This window comes from Streptomyces incarnatus (assembly GCF_001027185.1).
GTDB classification, from domain to species: Bacteria; Actinomycetota; Actinomycetes; order Streptomycetales; family Streptomycetaceae; genus Streptomyces; species Streptomyces puniciscabiei.
Genome location: NZ_CP011497.1, coordinates 2,643,462 through 2,659,428, shown reverse-complemented (window position 1 = coordinate 2,659,428; position 15,967 = coordinate 2,643,462). Strand labels below are relative to the sequence as shown.

The 15,967-nt window shown below is 72.1% G+C and carries 13 protein-coding genes and 1 pseudogene; 12 read left to right on the top strand and 2 right to left on the bottom strand.

The window, feature by feature from the left end; translation table 11 throughout:
- The first annotated feature begins 18 nt into the window (after window positions 1-18).
- Both pruA and ABB07_RS11660 read left to right on the top strand, forming a co-directional pair.
- A complete protein-coding gene (gene pruA / locus ABB07_RS11665) occupies window positions 19-1,650 on the top strand; it encodes an L-glutamate gamma-semialdehyde dehydrogenase (protein ID WP_208898655.1) in 1,632 nt (543 codons plus the stop codon).
- 195 nt (window positions 1,651-1,845) lie between these two features.
- A pseudogene (locus ABB07_RS11660) lies at window positions 1,846-2,384 on the top strand (GNAT family N-acetyltransferase).
- Window positions 2,385-2,391: 7 nt separating this feature from the next.
- Here the strand turns inward: ABB07_RS11660 and ABB07_RS11655 are convergent.
- Window positions 2,392-3,384, bottom strand: a complete 993-nt coding sequence (locus tag ABB07_RS11655; RefSeq protein WP_208898654.1) for an MDR family NADP-dependent oxidoreductase — start codon at window positions 3,382-3,384, stop codon at window positions 2,392-2,394.
- A gap of 103 nt (window positions 3,385-3,487) precedes the next feature.
- On the opposite strand from ABB07_RS11655, the gene ABB07_RS11650 reads away from it, so the two are divergent.
- From ABB07_RS11650 to ABB07_RS11630, 6 genes are all read left to right on the top strand, one after another.
- A complete protein-coding gene (locus tag ABB07_RS11650; RefSeq protein ID WP_208898653.1) occupies window positions 3,488-4,396 on the top strand; it encodes a LysR family transcriptional regulator in 909 nt (302 codons plus the stop codon).
- Between the two features lie 225 nt (window positions 4,397-4,621).
- Window positions 4,622-4,753 carry a hypothetical protein gene (locus ABB07_RS41515; protein WP_107100810.1) on the top strand — a complete coding sequence of 44 codons (132 nt, stop codon included), beginning with the start codon at window positions 4,622-4,624 and terminating at the stop codon, window positions 4,751-4,753.
- Window positions 4,754-4,843: 90 nt separating this feature from the next.
- Window positions 4,844-5,887 (top strand): 3-isopropylmalate dehydrogenase, encoded by a 1,044-nt coding sequence (locus ABB07_RS11645; RefSeq protein ID WP_208898652.1) that lies wholly within the window; start codon window positions 4,844-4,846, stop codon window positions 5,885-5,887.
- A gap of 248 nt (window positions 5,888-6,135) precedes the next feature.
- Window positions 6,136-7,224: a branched-chain amino acid aminotransferase gene (locus tag ABB07_RS11640; protein WP_142218529.1), complete on the top strand. Its 1,089-nt coding sequence runs from the start codon at window positions 6,136-6,138 to the stop codon at window positions 7,222-7,224.
- Between the two features lie 583 nt (window positions 7,225-7,807).
- On the top strand, window positions 7,808-8,830 hold the full coding sequence (locus ABB07_RS11635; RefSeq protein ID WP_208898651.1) for a hypothetical protein: 1,023 nt from the start codon (window positions 7,808-7,810) through the stop codon (window positions 8,828-8,830).
- 33 nt (window positions 8,831-8,863) lie between these two features.
- A complete protein-coding gene (locus ABB07_RS11630; RefSeq protein WP_208898650.1) occupies window positions 8,864-10,183 on the top strand; it encodes a KamA family radical SAM protein in 1,320 nt (439 codons plus the stop codon).
- A gap of 4 nt (window positions 10,184-10,187) precedes the next feature.
- Here ABB07_RS11630 and ABB07_RS11625 read toward each other — a convergent pair whose 3' ends face one another.
- Entirely contained in the window at window positions 10,188-11,621 is a 1,434-nt protein-coding gene (locus tag ABB07_RS11625; protein ID WP_208898649.1) for a cytosine permease, read from the bottom strand.
- Between the two features lie 144 nt (window positions 11,622-11,765).
- Between ABB07_RS11625 and ureA the strand changes: the two genes are divergently transcribed.
- From ureA to ABB07_RS11605, 4 genes are read left to right on the top strand one after another with little or no spacing between them, the layout of a single operon-like run.
- Window positions 11,766-12,467, top strand: a complete 702-nt coding sequence (ureA, locus tag ABB07_RS11620) for an urease subunit gamma (protein ID WP_208898648.1) — start codon at window positions 11,766-11,768, stop codon at window positions 12,465-12,467.
- Window positions 12,464-14,188, top strand: coding sequence for an urease subunit alpha (locus tag ABB07_RS11615; protein WP_208898647.1), 1,725 nt, complete (start codon window positions 12,464-12,466; stop codon window positions 14,186-14,188). The genes ureA and ABB07_RS11615 overlap by 4 nt, the downstream gene beginning before the upstream one ends.
- Before the next feature lie 17 nt (window positions 14,189-14,205).
- On the top strand, window positions 14,206-15,243 hold the full coding sequence (locus ABB07_RS11610) for an agmatine deiminase family protein (protein WP_208898646.1): 1,038 nt from the start codon (window positions 14,206-14,208) through the stop codon (window positions 15,241-15,243).
- 20 nt (window positions 15,244-15,263) lie between these two features.
- Window positions 15,264-15,872, top strand: coding sequence for a TetR/AcrR family transcriptional regulator (locus tag ABB07_RS11605; RefSeq protein ID WP_208898645.1), 609 nt, complete (start codon window positions 15,264-15,266; stop codon window positions 15,870-15,872).
- The last annotated feature ends 95 nt before the right edge of the window (window positions 15,873-15,967 follow it).

Genomic DNA, 15,967 nt, shown 5'->3' with positions numbered 1-15,967 from the left:
TCAAGGAGTTCGGATCTCATGGACGCTGTGACCCAGGTCCCCACCCCCGTCAACGAGCCGGTGCACGGCTACGCCCCCGGCTCGCCCGAGCGCGTCCGGCTGGAGGCCAAGCTCAAGGAGCTGGCCGAGAACCCGATCGAGCTGCCGATGACCATCGGCGGCGAGAAGCGGCTGGGCGGCGGTGAGCCGTTCCAGGTGGTCCAGCCGCACAACCACAAGGCCGTCATCGGCACCGGCCGCCACGCCACGCAGGCGGACGCCCGGGACGCCATCGACGCGGCCCTGGCCGCCGCCCCGGCCTGGCGCGCCATGTCCTTCGACGACCGCGCCGCGATCATCCTGCGCGCCGCCGAGCTGCTGGCCGGCCCCTGGCGCGAGACGATCGCCGCGTCCACCATGCTCGGCCAGTCGAAGACCGCCCAGCAGGCGGAGATCGACACGCCGTGCGAGCTGGTCGACTTCTGGCGCTTCAACGTCCACTACGCCCGCCAGATCATCGCCGAGCAGCCCCCGGCGAACTCCCCGGGCGTGTGGAACCGCCTGGACCACCGCCCGCTGGAGGGCTTCGTCTACGCGATCACGCCCTTCAACTTCAGCGCCATCGCGGGCAACCTGCCGACGGCCCCCGCCCTCATGGGCAACGTCGTCGTCTGGAAGCCGTCCCCGACGCAGACCCACGCGGCCGTCCTGCTGATGCAGCTCCTGGAGGAGGCCGGCCTGCCCAAGGGCGTCATCAACCTCGTCACCGGTGACGGCATCGAGGTCTCCAAGGTCGCCCTGGAACACCGCGACCTCGCCGGCATCCACTTCACCGGCTCGACCAGGACCTTCCAGTACCTGTGGAAGACGGTCGGCGCCAACATCGAGAAGTACCGCTCGTACCCGCGTCTGGTCGGCGAGACCGGCGGCAAGGACTTCCTGGTCGCCCACCCGAGCGCCGACCGCGCGGTCCTCAAGACGGCCCTCACCCGGGGCGCCTTCGAGTACCAGGGCCAGAAGTGTTCGGCGACCTCCCGGGCGTACATCCCGGCGTCGATCTGGAACAGCGGCTTCAAGGAGGAGTTCGCGGCCGAGGTCGACTACCTGACCATGGGTGACGTCACCGACCTGTCGAACTTCATCGGCGCCGTGATCGACGACCGTGCCTTCGCCAAGAACAAGGCCGCGATCGACCGCGCCAAGGAGGACCCGGCCTGCACGATCGTCGCGGGCGGCTCCTACGACGACTCGGTCGGCTACTTCGTCCGCCCGACCGTCATCGAGTGCAGCGACCCGGAGAACGAGGTCTTCCGCACCGAGTACTTCGGCCCGGTCCTCGCCGTGCACGTCTACGAGGACGACACGTACGACGAGATGCTGACCCAGATGGAGTCGGTGTCGGACTACGCCCTCACGGGCTCGGTCATCGCGAACGACCGCGCGGCGGCGGCGTACACGATGGAGAAGCTCCGCTACGCGGCGGGCAACTTCTACATCAACGACAAGTCGACCGGTGCCGTCGTCGGCCAGCAGCCCTTCGGCGGCGGCCGCGCCTCCGGCACCAACGACAAGGCCGGCGCCCCCCAGAACCTCCTGCGCTGGACCCTGACCCGCGCCATCAAGGAGACCCTGGTCCCGCCGACCGACTACTCCTACCCGCACATGGGCTGACCCTCAGCCCCCGTGAACACGGGCCGGCGAGCCTGACCTCGGAGCAGGCTCGCCGGCCCGTTGCCATGCGGGCACCGGCCGTTCCCCAGCCGCGCCCGTCACCGCCCGGGCTTGGGCCGGCCGCGGCGAACCTCTTGGCCCAGGAGGCCACCGTGCACGGGCGGCAGGCCGGGGCGGCGACGGGACAATGGGGGCATGGTCACCCGACTGCGTCTCACCCACACCGCCGGCCTCGAACCCGACGAACTCCGTGCCGTCCGCGCCCTGTTGGACGAAGCCTTCGACGGGGACTTCTCCGACGAGGACTGGGATCACGGGCTCGGCGGGATGCACGTGCTCCTGCAGGACAGGGCCGGACTGGTCGCGCACGGGTCCGTGGTGATGCGGCGCGTCCGGCACCGCGGGCGCTGGCTGCGCGCCGGGTACGTGGAGGCCGTCGGCGTACGCGCCGACGTGCGGCGCACCGGGCTCGGCGGGCGGGTGATGGCCGAGCTGGAGCGGGTGATCGACCGGGCCTACGACCTCGGCGCGCTCTCCGCGAGCGAGGAGGGAGCCCGGCTGTACGCCGCCCGGGGCTGGCAGCGGTGGGTGGGCAGGTGCACGCTCTGTCCCCGGACGGCATCGTCCGGCTCGAGGACGAGGAAGGGGCCATCTGGCTGCGACCCGCGCTCGCCGGGCCCCTCGACCACGCCCGTGAGCTGGTCCTGGACTGGCGTGACGGCGACGTCACCTGAGGAGGCGTCAGACCGCGCGGACCAGGATCTTCCCCGTGTTCCCGCCGCGCAGCATCAGCAGGAACGCCTCCACGATCCGCTCGAACCCCTCGACCACCGTCTCGTCCGCCACCAGCGCCCCGCTGCGCAGATGCGGTACGGCGAAGTCGTACAGCTCTTCCTGCGCGTCCCGGTGGTCCTTCACCAGGAAGCCCTCGATGCGCAGGCTCTTCTCCACGACGTCGGCGTGGTTGAACACGACCCGCGGGGCGTCCGGGGTGTTGTACTGGCTGATCGTGCCGATCCGCACCACCCGGCCGCGTTCGCGCAGCGCGCCGAACGCCGCGCCGAGCTGGTCGCCGCCGACGTTGTCCAGGAAGACGTCGATGCCGGTGGGGGCGGCCTGGGCCAGCAGGTCGGCGGCGGCGGCCGTGCGGTAGTCGAAGGCGGTGTCGTAGCCGACCTGTTCCGTCAGGTACGTCACCTTCTCCGCGGTGCCCGCGCTGCCGATCACCCGGCCCGCGCCGAGCAGCCGGGCGAAGCGGCCGGCCGCCGTGCCGACCCCGCCCGCCGCGCCGGAGACGAACACGTCCTCGCCCTCGCGCAGCCGGGCGACCCTGGTCAGGGCGACGTACGCCGTCAGGCCCGTGCCACCCAGCACGCTCAGGTACGCCGACAGCGGGACGCCCGGGTGGTGGGGGAGCCGTCGGGCCTCCTCCGGGCGGACCACCGCGTGGGTGCGCCAGCCCTGGCGGTGGAAGACCACCGAGCCTTCCGGCAGGGCAGGGGTGCGGGAGGCGACCACCCGGCCCAGGGTGCGGCCCTCCAGCGGGGCGTCCAGGGCGAAGTCGCCGTCCATCATCTCGCGGTGGTAGGGGTCCACGGACCACAGCAGGTTCTCCACCAGGGCGCTACCGGGCGCCGGTTCGGGCACCGGGGACTCGGCGAAGCGGAAGTGCTCGGGGGCGGGGAAGCCGGTGGGGCGGGCGGTCTGCTGCACGGTGAGCGCGATCTCGGTCATGGCAGGGGACGGTAGGGAGGAATGCCGGGCGCGGGCAGGGGGTTGGGCTCATGGAACGCGCCGGTCCCTGAAGCCGGCTCATACGTGCAGGTGGGAGCCCGCGGTGACGGCAACAGACCTTGGCCCGCAGGAACTGCGCATCCTCGTCGCCGTGGCCGACGAGGGCGCCTTCTCCGCCGCGGCCGCCCGGCTCGGCGCCACCCAGTCCGCCGTCTCGCACGCCGTGCGCGGCATCGAACGGAAGCTGGGCGTCGTGCTGTTCGAGCGCGGGCGGTTCGGTGCCCGGCCGACGCCCGCGGGGGAGCGGGCGGTGGCCCACGCGCGGCGGGTGCTGCGCATGCTGCGGGCGCTGGCCGCCGACGTCCGCGGGGCGGACACCGGTGAGATCGCCGGGCCGCTGCGGATCGCCGCCTTCCGCAGCGCCGCCCTCCATCTGCTGCCGCCCGCCCTGGCACGGCTATCCGAGCGGCACCCCGGCATCGAGGTGACCGTCACGGTCGTACGGGAACTGGGCGCCGGCACCGCGGGCGAGGTCGCCGCCGGGCGGGCGGACCTCGGGATCGCCACCCTGAGCGGGCCGCCGCCGGCCGGGCTGGTCGGCGGGGAGCTGCTGAAGGAGCCGTACTCCCTGGCGCATCCGGCCGGGCACCCCGATCCCCGCACCCTGCCGCTCGTCGACTGGGCCGAGAACTGCGGCTCCTACACGCGCGCCTGGTGGGCCGCCCAGGACTGGATCCCGGCGGCGACCGTCACCGCCGAGGACGACGGAGCGGTGCTGTCGATGGTGGGCAGCGGGCTCGGCATGGCGGTCATGCCCGCGCTCGCCCTCACCGGGGCGCCGCCCGCCGTCGGCATCACCGACCTCGGGCCGGAACGGCCGTACCGCTCCGTCGGTTACGTCACCACCCCCGAACTCGCCACGACGACCGCCGTACGGGCCCTGATCCGCACCCTGCGGTCCCTCGGCGGTGCGTCACCCGAACGCACGAAACCGCAGCTCAGGGCGGTGTGACGCGGTCCACTGTCTCAGATAGTAGGAAGTCCGAGTAATTGTGGAGACAGGAGCGGGCCGCTCCCTTAGCTTTGTAGGAGCCGAACGTCTCGCTCGATCAAGCGAATGGCGGTCGTGAGCCGGGCCCGGTGCAGGCAACCCCTGCGGCCCAGGGCTCCCCGCCCCTTCCGGCGTCTCGTAACCCCTCATTGCCGTGCTCCGTGTTTGCCGAAGGAGTCGATCCCCATGGCCGAGACGACCGTCCGCCGCCGAGTCCGCCACGTGTCCCGTGCGAGCGAGTCCGACCGCAAGAACGCCGCCGCCGCCCTCCAGCGCGCCCTCGACCGCCGCGACAACGGCGGCGAGACCGGCCACTGAGCCCTCGTCGTACGCCGTCCGTGCCGTCCCCGCCCGTCCATATGGCGGACGGGCCGTGTCATCACCTGGGACGAGGAGTAGGGTGCCCGCATGTCTCGCAGCATCAATCTCGCAGTGATCCCCGGGGACGGCATCGGACAGGAAGTCGTGTCCGAGGGTCTCAAGGTCCTCTCCGCCGTCCTGCCGCAGGATGTGAAGCTGGAGACCAAGGAGTACGACTTCGGCGCCAAGCGCTACCACGCCACCGGTGAGACCCTCACCGACGCCGATCTCGCCGCGCTGAAGCAGCACGACGCCATCCTGCTCGGCGCCATCGGCGACCCGTCGGTGCCGTCCGGCGTCCTGGAGCGCGGTTTCCTCCTCAAGCTCCGCTTCGCCTTCGACCACCACGTCAACCTGCGCCCGTCGAAGCTCCTCCCCGGTGTCGCCACCCCGCTCGCCGGCCAGCCGGAGATCGACTTCGTCGTGGTCCGCGAGGGCACCGAGGGCCCGTACACCGGCAACGGCGGCACGATCCGCAAGGGCACCGAGCACGAGGTGGCCACCGAGGTCTCGGTCAACACCGCGTTCGGTGTCGAGCGCGTGGTCCGCGACGCCTTCGCCCGCGCCCAGGCCCGCCCGCGCAAGAAGCTCACCCTCGTCCACAAGAACAACGTGCTGACCTTCGCCGGTCACCTGTGGACGAACATCTTCAACCAGGTGGCCAAGGAGTTCCCCGAGGTCACCACCGACTACATCCACGTCGACGCGGCGACCATCTACCTGGTCACCGACCCGGGCCGGTTCGACGTGATCGTCACCGACAACCTCTTCGGCGACATCATCACCGACCTCGCCGCGGCCGTCTCCGGCGGCATCGGCGTGGCCGCCAGCGGGAACATCAACCCCTCCCGCGAGTTCCCCTCGATGTTCGAGCCGGTCCACGGTTCCGCGCCCGACATCGCCGGGCAGGGCAAGGCCGACCCCACCGCCACGGTGCTGTCCGTCGCCCTGCTGCTGCGTCACCTCGGCTACGACGGCGAGGCCGACCGCATCGACGCGGCGGTCACCGCGGACCTCACCGAGCGCGCCGCGCTGGGTGCCCGGAGCACCTCGCAGATCGGCGACGCGCTCGCCGCCCGAGTAGCCGGCTGACCCGGCGCTCCCCACGAGAAGCCGCCGGGTCGGACGACCACCCGGCGGCTTTCCCCTGTCCCCGCCGGGTGCCACCATCGACCCCCGGGCCGCTTTCACCCCCATTCCTTCCGCCGTGGGCCCCGCGCGATAATCGGACGCGGAGCCGCGGTATGAGGCAAAGCTCGGACGTCCTAACACCGGTCCGAAAGGGCTGGTGACGGGCGTGAGCGCGGCCCGTCACTACAACCGGTGAAGGACAACCACTCATGACGACGCCCACGATCGAGCTCAAGCCCTCCGCCAGTCCCCTCGCCGCCGCCGAGCGCGAGGCGATCCTGGCCAACCCCGGGTTCGGCCGCCACTTCACCGACCACATGGTGACGATCCGGTGGACGGAGGGCCGCGGCTGGCACGACGCCCAGCTCGTCCCGTACGGCCCGATCTCCCTCGACCCCTCCACCCACGTCCTGCACTACGGCCAGGAGATCTTCGAGGGACTGAAGGCCTACCGCCAGCCCGACGGCTCGATCGCGCTGTTCCGCCCCGAGGCGAACGCCCGCCGCTTCCGCAACTCCGCCCGCCGCATGGCCATGGCCGAGCTGCCCGAGGAACTGTTCATCGCCGCGCTGGACGCGCTGCTCACCCAGGACGCCGACTGGGTCCCGCCGCACGGCGGCGAGCAGTCGCTGTACCTGCGCCCGTTCATGTTCGCCACCGAGGCCGCGCTCGGCGTGCACCCGGCGAACGAGTACCTGTTCATGCTCATCGCCTCGCCCTCCGGCGCGTACTTCGCCGGGGGCGTCAAGCCGGTCACCATCTGGGTCTCCGAGGACCACGTCCGCGCCGTCCCCGGCGGCACCGGCGACGCCAAGACCGGCGGCAACTACGCCGCGTCCCTGCTGCCGCAGGCCGAGGCCGCCGCGCACGGCTGCGACCAGGTCGTCTACCTCGACGCGGTGACCCGCACCAAGGTCGAGGAGAGCGGCAGCATGAACGTCGCCTTCGTCTACGGCGACCGGATCGTCACCCCCGCCCTGACCGGCTCGATCCTGGAGGGCATCACCCGCGACTCGCTGCTCCAGGTCGCCCGGGACCTCGGCTACACCGCCGAGGAAGGCGTGGTCACCCTGGAGCAGTGGCGCGCGGACGCGGCCTCCGGCGCCCTCACCGAGGTCTTCGCCTGCGGCACCGCCGCCGTGGTCACCCCGATCGGCCACGTCAAGACCAAGACCGACGCCTGGACCCACGGCGACGGCACCCCCGGCGAGGTCACCCTGCGCCTGCGCGAGGCCCTGCTCGGCATCCAGCGCGGCGTGACGGAGGACAAGCACGGCTGGATGCACCGCATCGGCTGAACCTTTCGGCCAACCGCGTGCGCGCCCCTCTCTTTCCGGCGCGACAGCCCTCAACCACGACGGCGCGGACCGGCGGTGCCCGACGGCCCAAGGGCGGTTCGGCACCGCCGGTCACCGCCGTACGGGCCGAGCGCCGTCGCGGCGGAGAGATGGGGGCGGCGGGCAAAGGGGCCGCGAGCAAAGGGGCGCGGCGGCCAAGGCGGACCGCGAGCAAGGCGGCGCGGCGGCCAAGGCGGGCCGCGGGGTAAAGCGAGGCCCCGGGGTAAAGCGGGGCCGCGGGGTAAAGCGAGGCCGCGGGGTAAAGCGGGGCCGCGGGGTAAAGCGGGGCTGCGGGGTAAAGCAGGGCTGCGGGGTAAAGCAGGGCCGCAGGTAAAGGGGGGCCGCGGGTAAAGCGGGGCCGCGGGTAAAGCGGGGCGCGGACGAAGCGGCGCGGCGGGAACACAGGTGCGGTTGGAGCGCGGGGCGTCTGGGTATCCACTCATCCCGCGGGGGGCGCGTGCCCCGGTGCGCACGGGGGACGGGGGAGGCACCGCAGGTGAACGCTTGGTCGCCGGTACCGAGGCTGCGCTGGTTATGGCGTGCGTTGCGCACCCCGCGCCGCCCCCAGAGCCTCACCGCGCTGGCGGCCCTCACCGGCTGTGCCGCCCTGCTGCTGTGGACGGCTCACGGCATGGACGCCTACCAGCAGAACCTCGCCCTCAACCTCGGCACCGACCTCGTCGGCGTGGTCATCACCGTGTTCGTGATCGGCCCGCTGATCTCCCGCGCCCAGGAGGGCCGGGTCCGCGAGCACACCCGGCTGGACTACGAGTGGTTCGCCTCCCAGGTGCACGGCGCGACGGCCTGTGTGAAGGTCCTGGACACCTTCTCCAACCTGTTCGGGCCGCAGTTCTCCGAGCGCCTCTTCCGGGGGATCAGGGCGGCCACCGCGCAGGGCGCGCGGGTGCAGATCCTGCTGCTGGACCCCGACTCGCTCGCCGTCATCCTGCGCGGCCGGGAACTGGGCGAGCAGAGCGCCGACATCCGCCGCGACATCATGCGCAACCTGCGCACCCTGGACCACTTCGCGCGCCGTCTGGACGACACCTCCCGCGCCCTGCTCGAGGTCCGCCTGTGCCAGACGTCGCCCGGTGTGACGCTCTACCGCTGGGACGAGCGCTGTCTGGTCTCCTTCCTCACGGTGGGCCGGCTGTCCGGCGAGGGCGTCCAGCTGGAGGTCGCCGTCCGCTCCCCGCTCGGCACCTTCGTGGAGCAGCGCTTCGACGAGCTGTGGCGGCAGAGCAAGCCCATGGAGCACTTCACCCGGCTGCCGCTCACCCTGGTCGACGCGTCCGACGGCCGCCGGGAGTTCCGCTGCCCGTTCGTGTCCGTCGAGGACCGCCTGTACGTCGCCGGGTCCGACCTGGTGTCGTACCTGGCCCGGCACCGCCTCGACCAACTCTCCGCCCACAGCGAGGCCTTCACGGTGCGGGGCGGCCACGAGCTGCTCGTGGTCGACGACGAAAGTCCCCTGCATGCCCTGCTCCTGGCGCACTTCGCGGAGAAGTACGATGCGTCGGCGGCCGCCTTCGTAGAGCTGCGGCCGCCGGTCCTGGTCACGGAATAGCGGACCCGGCACAGAATAGAGGCACTGGCACAGATGAGTTCAGCGCTCCACCCCGCGTTGCACGCGAAACCCCGGTATCGCGCCTACACCCCCCGTGACCTGGACGGACTGCTGGACCGGGTGTCGCTGTCGGCCACCGAGCGGCTCGCGCTGCGGGCCGTGTCGGCGGTGCTGCCCTTCCGGACCAACTCCTACGTGGTGGACGAACTGATCGACTGGTCGGCCGTCCCCGACGACCCGGTCTTCCGGCTGACCTTCCCGCAGAGCGGCATGCTGCCGGCGCACGAACTGCGCCGGATGGCGGACCTGCTGGCGCGGGACGCGCCGGACGCCGAGGTCCGGCGCGCCGCGCACGAGATCCGGATGCGGCTCAATCCGCACCCCTCCGGCCAGCTCGACGCCAACGTCCCCGTGCACGAGGGCCGCCGCCTGACGGGACTCCAGCACAAGTATCCCGAGACGGTGCTGATCTTCCCGCGGCAGGGCCAGACCTGCCACGCCTACTGCACCTACTGCTTCCGCTGGCCGCAGTTCGTCGGCGAGTCCGAGCTGCGCATCGCCACCGACGACATCGCCACCACCAGCGCCTATCTGCGCGCCCATCCGGAGGTGAGCAGCACGCTCGTCACCGGCGGCGACCCGCTGGTGATGAGTACCGAGGTCCTCAGGCGCTATGTCGAGCCCCTTCTCGAGATCGACACCGTCCGCTCGGTCCGGATCGGCACCAAGTCGCTCGCCTTCTGGCCGTACCGCTTCCTGACGGACCGGGACGCCGACGACCTGCTGCGGCTCTTCGCGAAGGTCGTCGCCAGTGGCCGCCACCTGGCGCTCATGGCCCACTTCACGCACCCGCAGGAGCTGCGCCCGCGGGTGGTGCGGGAGGCGATGCGGCGGGTGCGGGACACCGGCGCCGTGATCCGCTGCCAGGGGCCGCTGGTGGCCGGGATCAACGACAGCGCCGAGGCGTGGGCGGAGCTGTGGGAGGAGACGACCGCGCTGGGGGCGGTGCCGTACTACCAGTTCGTGGAGCGGGACACCGGCCCGCAGGGCTACTTCGGGGTGCCGCTGGCCCGCGGTCACGCGATCTTCCGTGACGCCTACGCCCGGGTCTCCGGGCTGGCCCGCACGGTGCGCGGACCGGTGATGTCGGCCATGCCGGGCAAGGTCTGCGTGGACGGCGTCGCCGAGGTGGCGGGCGAGAAGGTCTTCGTCCTCCACCTCATCCAGGCCCGCGACCCCGACCTGGTGGACCGCCCGTTCTTCGCCGCGTACGACGAGGGCGCGACCTGGTTCACCGACCTGAAACCGGCCTTCGGCGCCCCCCGGTTCCTGCCGGGTCTGGAGGTGGGGTGACCGCCTACACCCGGCTCTCGGCGCCCACCGGTTCCTGTCCGGACTCGACGCCGGCCGGTGCGGTCCGGGGGCTGAGGGCCAGGTACACCAGGCCGCCGACCGCGCCCGACAGCAGGAAGCTGCAGTCCACGCCGCCGGTCAGGTGCAGCAGCGGGCCCTGGTACGACGGCAGGGACACCCCGAGCAGGCCCACCCCGGCGCCCACGGCCCAGGAGACGGTCGCCCGGATGTTCCAGCCCGCCCTGAACCAGTAGATCCCGCCCCGGGAACGGCGGTTGAAGACCTGCAGGGCGTCGGCGTCGTAGACACCGCGGCAGCGGGCGAAGCCGATGAGGGTGATCACGGCCCACGGGGTGCCGATGGCGGTGAGGAGGAGGACGAAGGAGGTCATCGCGGACTGGGCGTTCCAGGCGTAGTGGCCGACGAACACGCAGGCCGTGGCGACGATCGCGACCGTGAGGGTGGCGCGGGCGCGGGAGGCCCTCGGCAGGATCGCGTCCAGGTCCAGGCCCATGGAGTACAGCATCAGACCGGCGTTGCCGACCGAGCCCGCCGAGGCGGCCAGCAGCAGCGGGACCAGGTACCAGGTGGGGGAGGCCTGCACCAGCGGACCGGCGTAGTCGAGGGCCGCGTGGGCGCCGTACGCCGTGAACGTGCCGAACAGCTGCGGCACCAGCAGGCCCGTGATCAGGCCCGCCCAAGTGGCCCGCAATACGCGGCGGTTGGAGTGACGGGCGGGGGAGATGTAGCGGGTGTAGTCGCCGAGCAGGGTGATGAACGCGATGGGTCCGGACAGGCCCGCGGCCACCGCCGACAGGAACCAGGTCGGCCAGAAGGAGCCGAGCAGGTAGCCGCCGGTCTGCGGCAGCGCCGCGGTGGTGAAGTGCGGGGCGTAGGCGAGGACGCCGAGCACCAGCAGGACGGTCATGCCGATGGACAGCACCTTGGACATGCTCAGCAGCACCCGGTAGCCGTACACCGCGCCCGCGACCGTGGCACCCGCGAGCAGCGCGTACACGACGGCGTACGACACCCCGTCCGCGGGCAGGCCGAACATCCGGCCGAGCACGCCGATCATCACGTCGCCGCCGATCCACACCGTCAGCGCGGTGTAGCCGAGGGCGAGCAGCAGGCCGACGACCGAGCCGACCAGCCGGCCCCGGACGCCGAACTGGGCGCCGGAGGAGGTGGAGAGGTTGGTCGCGGTGCGCAGGGAGATGAGGGCGAGCGGGGCCGTGACGGCCGTACCGACCACCGTGCCCGCGACGATCGCGCTCACCGACGCCCACCAGCCGAGCCCGAACGACGGCGGCAGCCAGCCGAAGATGATCACTCCGAGGCAGAGGTTGGAGCCGAGCAGGATCGAGACGAGGTCGCGCGGACCGCTGGTCCGCTCCTCGTCCGGGATGGTGTCGACTCCGCGCTGTTCTATCGGCATGGCTGGTCTCCTTCGACTACCGCCGGTCGGTTTGAGCGACGTTCAATGTGACGTGAGCCTGCGGCTCGGGTCAATGCTTCAGTTTCACGAATTCTGTGTTTAGAGTGATGTTCTAAAGTATGGAAGGCAAGGAGGTGCCGCGTCGTGAGACTGACCCCCACGGAACGTGACCGGCTGCTGCTCTTCGGGGCCGCCGAGCTGGCCCGGGCCCGCCGGGCGCGCGGCCTGAGGCTGAACGTGCCGGAGGCGACCGCGCTGATCGCGGACACCGTGTGCGAGGCCGCCCGGGACGGCAGGCGGCTCGCCGAGGCCATCGAGGCGGCCCGGTCCGTGCTCGGTCCCGAGGACGTGCTGCCGGGGGTCGCCGACGTCGTCACCGAGGTGATGGTCGAGGCGGTCTTCGACGACGGCTCGCGGCTCGCGGTGGTCTCCGACCCCATCGGCGGCGGCCTGGGGCAGGACGCTCCGGGCGCGCTGCTGCCGGGGCCCCAGCACGCCGACCCCGAGCCGGCCGTCCGGCTCACCGTCACCAACACCGCGACCGTGCCGGTCTCCGTCACCTCCCACTTCCACTTCTTCGAGGCCAACCCGCGCCTGGACTTCGCGCGCCACCGGGCCTACGGCATGCGCCTCGCCGTACCCGCCGGGTCCTCGGTCCGCTTCGGGCCGGGCGAGAGCGAGGAGGTCGGGCTCGTCCCGATCGGCGGCGACCGGATCGCGATCGGCTTCGCCGGACTGGTCGACGGGCCGCTGGACGCGCCCGGCGCGAAGGAGGAGGCCCTGCGCCGGGCCGCCGCCTGCGGATACCTGGGGACCACGACGAAGGACGGAGGAGAGGAGCGATGAGCCGCTCGAAGGGGCGCGAGGTGAGCCGCGCCATCCGCATCGACCCGCACGCCTACGCCGCCACCCACGGCCCCCGCGCCGGCGACCGCATCCGGCTCGGCGACTCCGGGCTCACCGTCCGCGTGGAGTCCGACTCCCAGCGCTACGGCGACGAGTTCCTGGCCGGCTTCGGCAAGACCGCCCGCGACGGGCTGCACCTGAAGGCCGCCGCCGTCCGCGAGACCTGTGACGTCGTCATCAGCAACGTGGTGGTGATCGACGCCGTGCAGGGCATCCGCAAGGTGTCCATCGGCATCCGGGAGGGCCGGATCTGCGCCATCGGACGCGCCGGCAACCCCGACACCCTCGACGGCGTCGACGTCGTGGTCGGCACCGGCACCTCCATCGTCTCCGGAGAGGGCCTGATCGCCACCGCCGGAGCCGTCGACACCCATGTCCACCTGCTGTCGCCGCGCATCATGGAGGCCTCCCTGGCCTCCGGCGTCACCACGATCATCGGGCAGGAGTTCGGCCCCGTGTGGGGCGTCGGCGTCAACTCGCCGTGGGCCCTGCGCCACGCCTTCAACGCCTTCGACGCCTGGCCGGTCAACATCGGCTTCCTGGGCCGGGGTTCCTCCTCCCACGACGCCCCGCTGATCGAGGCACTGGCCGAGGGCGGCGCGAGCGGCTTCAAGGTGCACGAGGACATGGGCGCCCACACCCGTGCCCTGGACACCGCGCTGCGGGTCGCCGAGGAGCACGACGTCCAGGTCGCCCTGCACAGCGACGGCCTGAACGAGTGCCTGTCGGTCGAGGACACCCTGAGGGTGCTGGAGGGCCGGACCATCCACGCCTTCCACATCGAGGGCTGCGGCGGCGGACACGTGCCCAACGTGCTGAAGATGGCCGGGGTCCCGAACGTCATCGGCTCCTCCACCAACCCCACCCTGCCCTTCGGCCGGGACGCGGTCGCCGAGCACTACGGCATGATCGTCTCCGTCCACGACCTCAAGCCCGACCTGCCCGGCGACGCCGCCATGGCCCGCGACCGCATCCGGGCCGGCACCATGGGCGCCGAGGACGTGCTGCACGACCTGGGCGCGATCGGCATCACCTCCTCCGACGCGCAGGGCATGGGCCGGGCCGGCGAGACGGTCCGCCGCACCTTCGCCATGGCCGGCAAGATGAAGGCCGAGCTGGGGCCCCTGGAGGGCGACGGCGAGGGCGACGACAACGCCCGCGTCCTGCGCTACATGGCCAAGCTGACCATCAACCCGGCCATCGCGCACGGCCTCGCCCACGAGGTCGGCTCGATCGAGACCGGCAAGCTCGCCGACATCGTGCTGTGGCGCCCGGAGTACTTCGGCGCCAAGCCGCAGCTCGTCCTCAAGGCCGGCTTCCCGGCGTACGGCGTGACCGGCGACCCCAACGCGGCCACCGACACCTGCGAACCCCTCGTGCTGGGCCCGCAGTTCGGCGCGTACGGCGCCACGGCCGCCGACATCTCGGTGGCGTTCGTCGCCCGGGCCGCCGTGGAGCAGGGGGGCGACCGGATGCCCACCCGGCGCCGGCGGGTCGCCGTGCGCGGCACCCGGGGCATCGGTCCGGCCGACCTGCGGCTGAACGCCCGTATCGGGGCGGTCGACGTCGACCGGCGCACCGGCCTGGTCACCCTCGACGGCGACCCGCTGCGCTCCGAGCCCGCCGACTCCGTCTCCCTCAACCGTCTGTACTTCCTCTGATCCCGCTAAGGAACACCATGTCTGCTGCCGCCGACGGCTTCCGCATGCCCGCCGAGTGGACCCCGCACGAGCGCACCTGGATGGCGTGGCCGGGCCCCAACCCGACCTTCGACGACCCGGACGACCTCGCCGCCTCCCGCGCCGCCTGGGCCTCGGTGGCCCGCGCGATCCGCCGCTTCGAGCCGGTGACCGTGGTCTGCGGGCCCGGCCAGTCGGCCGAGGCGCAGGCGCTGCTCGGCCCGGAGATCGGCACCGTCGAGCGGGACCTGGACGACGCCTGGATGCGGGACATCGGCCCCACCTTCCTCACCAACGGCAAGGGTGAACTGGCCGCCGTGGACTGGGTGTTCAACGGCTGGGGGGCCCAGGACTGGGCCCGCTGGGAGCACGACTCCAAGATCGCCGCGTATGTGTCCGACCTCGCCGGCGCGAAGACGTACGCCTCGAAGCTGGTCAACGAGGGCGGCGCGATCCACGTCGACGGCGAGGGCACGGTCCTGCTGACGGAGACCGTCCAGCTCGGCCCCGAGCGCAACCCGCACTGGTCGAAGGCGGAGGTCGAGGCGGAGATCCACGCCCAGCTCGGCACGAGCAAGGCGATCTGGCTGCCGCGCGGCCTGACCGGCGACTACCCGCCCCACGGCTTCGGCACCCTGGGCCACGTGGACATCGTCGCCGCCTTCGCCCGCCCGGGGGTCGTGGTGGCGCACTCCCAGCCGGACCCGGCCCACCCCGACCACGAGGTCACCAAGGAGGTCATCGGCATCCTGCGCGCCCAGACGGACGCCCGGGGCCGCAGCCTGGAGGTCGTCGAGGTCCCCGCCCCGACCGTCCTGGAGGCCGACGGCCACTGGGCCGACTACTCCTACATCAACCACTACCTCTGCAACGGCGGCGTGGTGCTGTGCGGCTTCGACGACCCCCGCGACGAGATCGCCGCCGGGATCTTCCGCAGGCTCTTCCCCGAGCGGACCGTGACCCTGGTGGACGCGCGTACGATCTTTGCGGGTGGGGGCGGCATCCACTGCATCACCCAGCAGCAGCCGAAGGTCTGAGCATGACGTAGGAGACAGCGATGGCCGGTGCGGCACGGGCGCGGAAGAACGCGCCGCCGCGCGAGGAGGTACTCGCCGCCGCCATGGACATGATCGCCGAGTGCGGTCTGGAGAAGCTCACCATGGCGGCCCTCGGCCGCGAGGTCGGGATGAGCAGCGGCCATCTCCTGTACTACTTCCGCTCCAAGGACGAGCTGCTGCTGCAGACCCTGGAGTGGAGCGAGGGACGGCTCGGCGCGGAACGGGGCCGGCTGCTGACCCGTCCCGGGACGGCGCGGGAACGGCTGTCCGCCTACGTCGACCTCTACGTCCCGGACGGCCACCGCGACCCGCACTGGACGCTCTGGCTGGAGGTCTGGAACCGCTCGCAGAACGCGGACGACGACGCGCGCGCCCGGCAGGTGGCCATCGAGGGGGCGTGGCACCGGGACCTGGTCGCGCTGATCGCCGAGGGCGTGTCGCGCGGCGAGTTCCGCCGGGTGGACCCCGACCGCTTCGCGACGAGGCTGCGTGCGCTGCTGGACGGGTTCTCCATTCATGTGGCGATCGGATTGCGAGGTACGGATCGCGACCAAGTCCTCACACATGTCAGGGAGTTCATTGAGGAGGGGCTCACCGCAGTTCCCTGAGGGGCGCGGGGAACTGCGCGAGTAACCACAGCGCAACCCGCACTCCGCGTCGGACAGCGACCCCAACGGCGCTCCTCGGAATCGTTTCCTCCGCG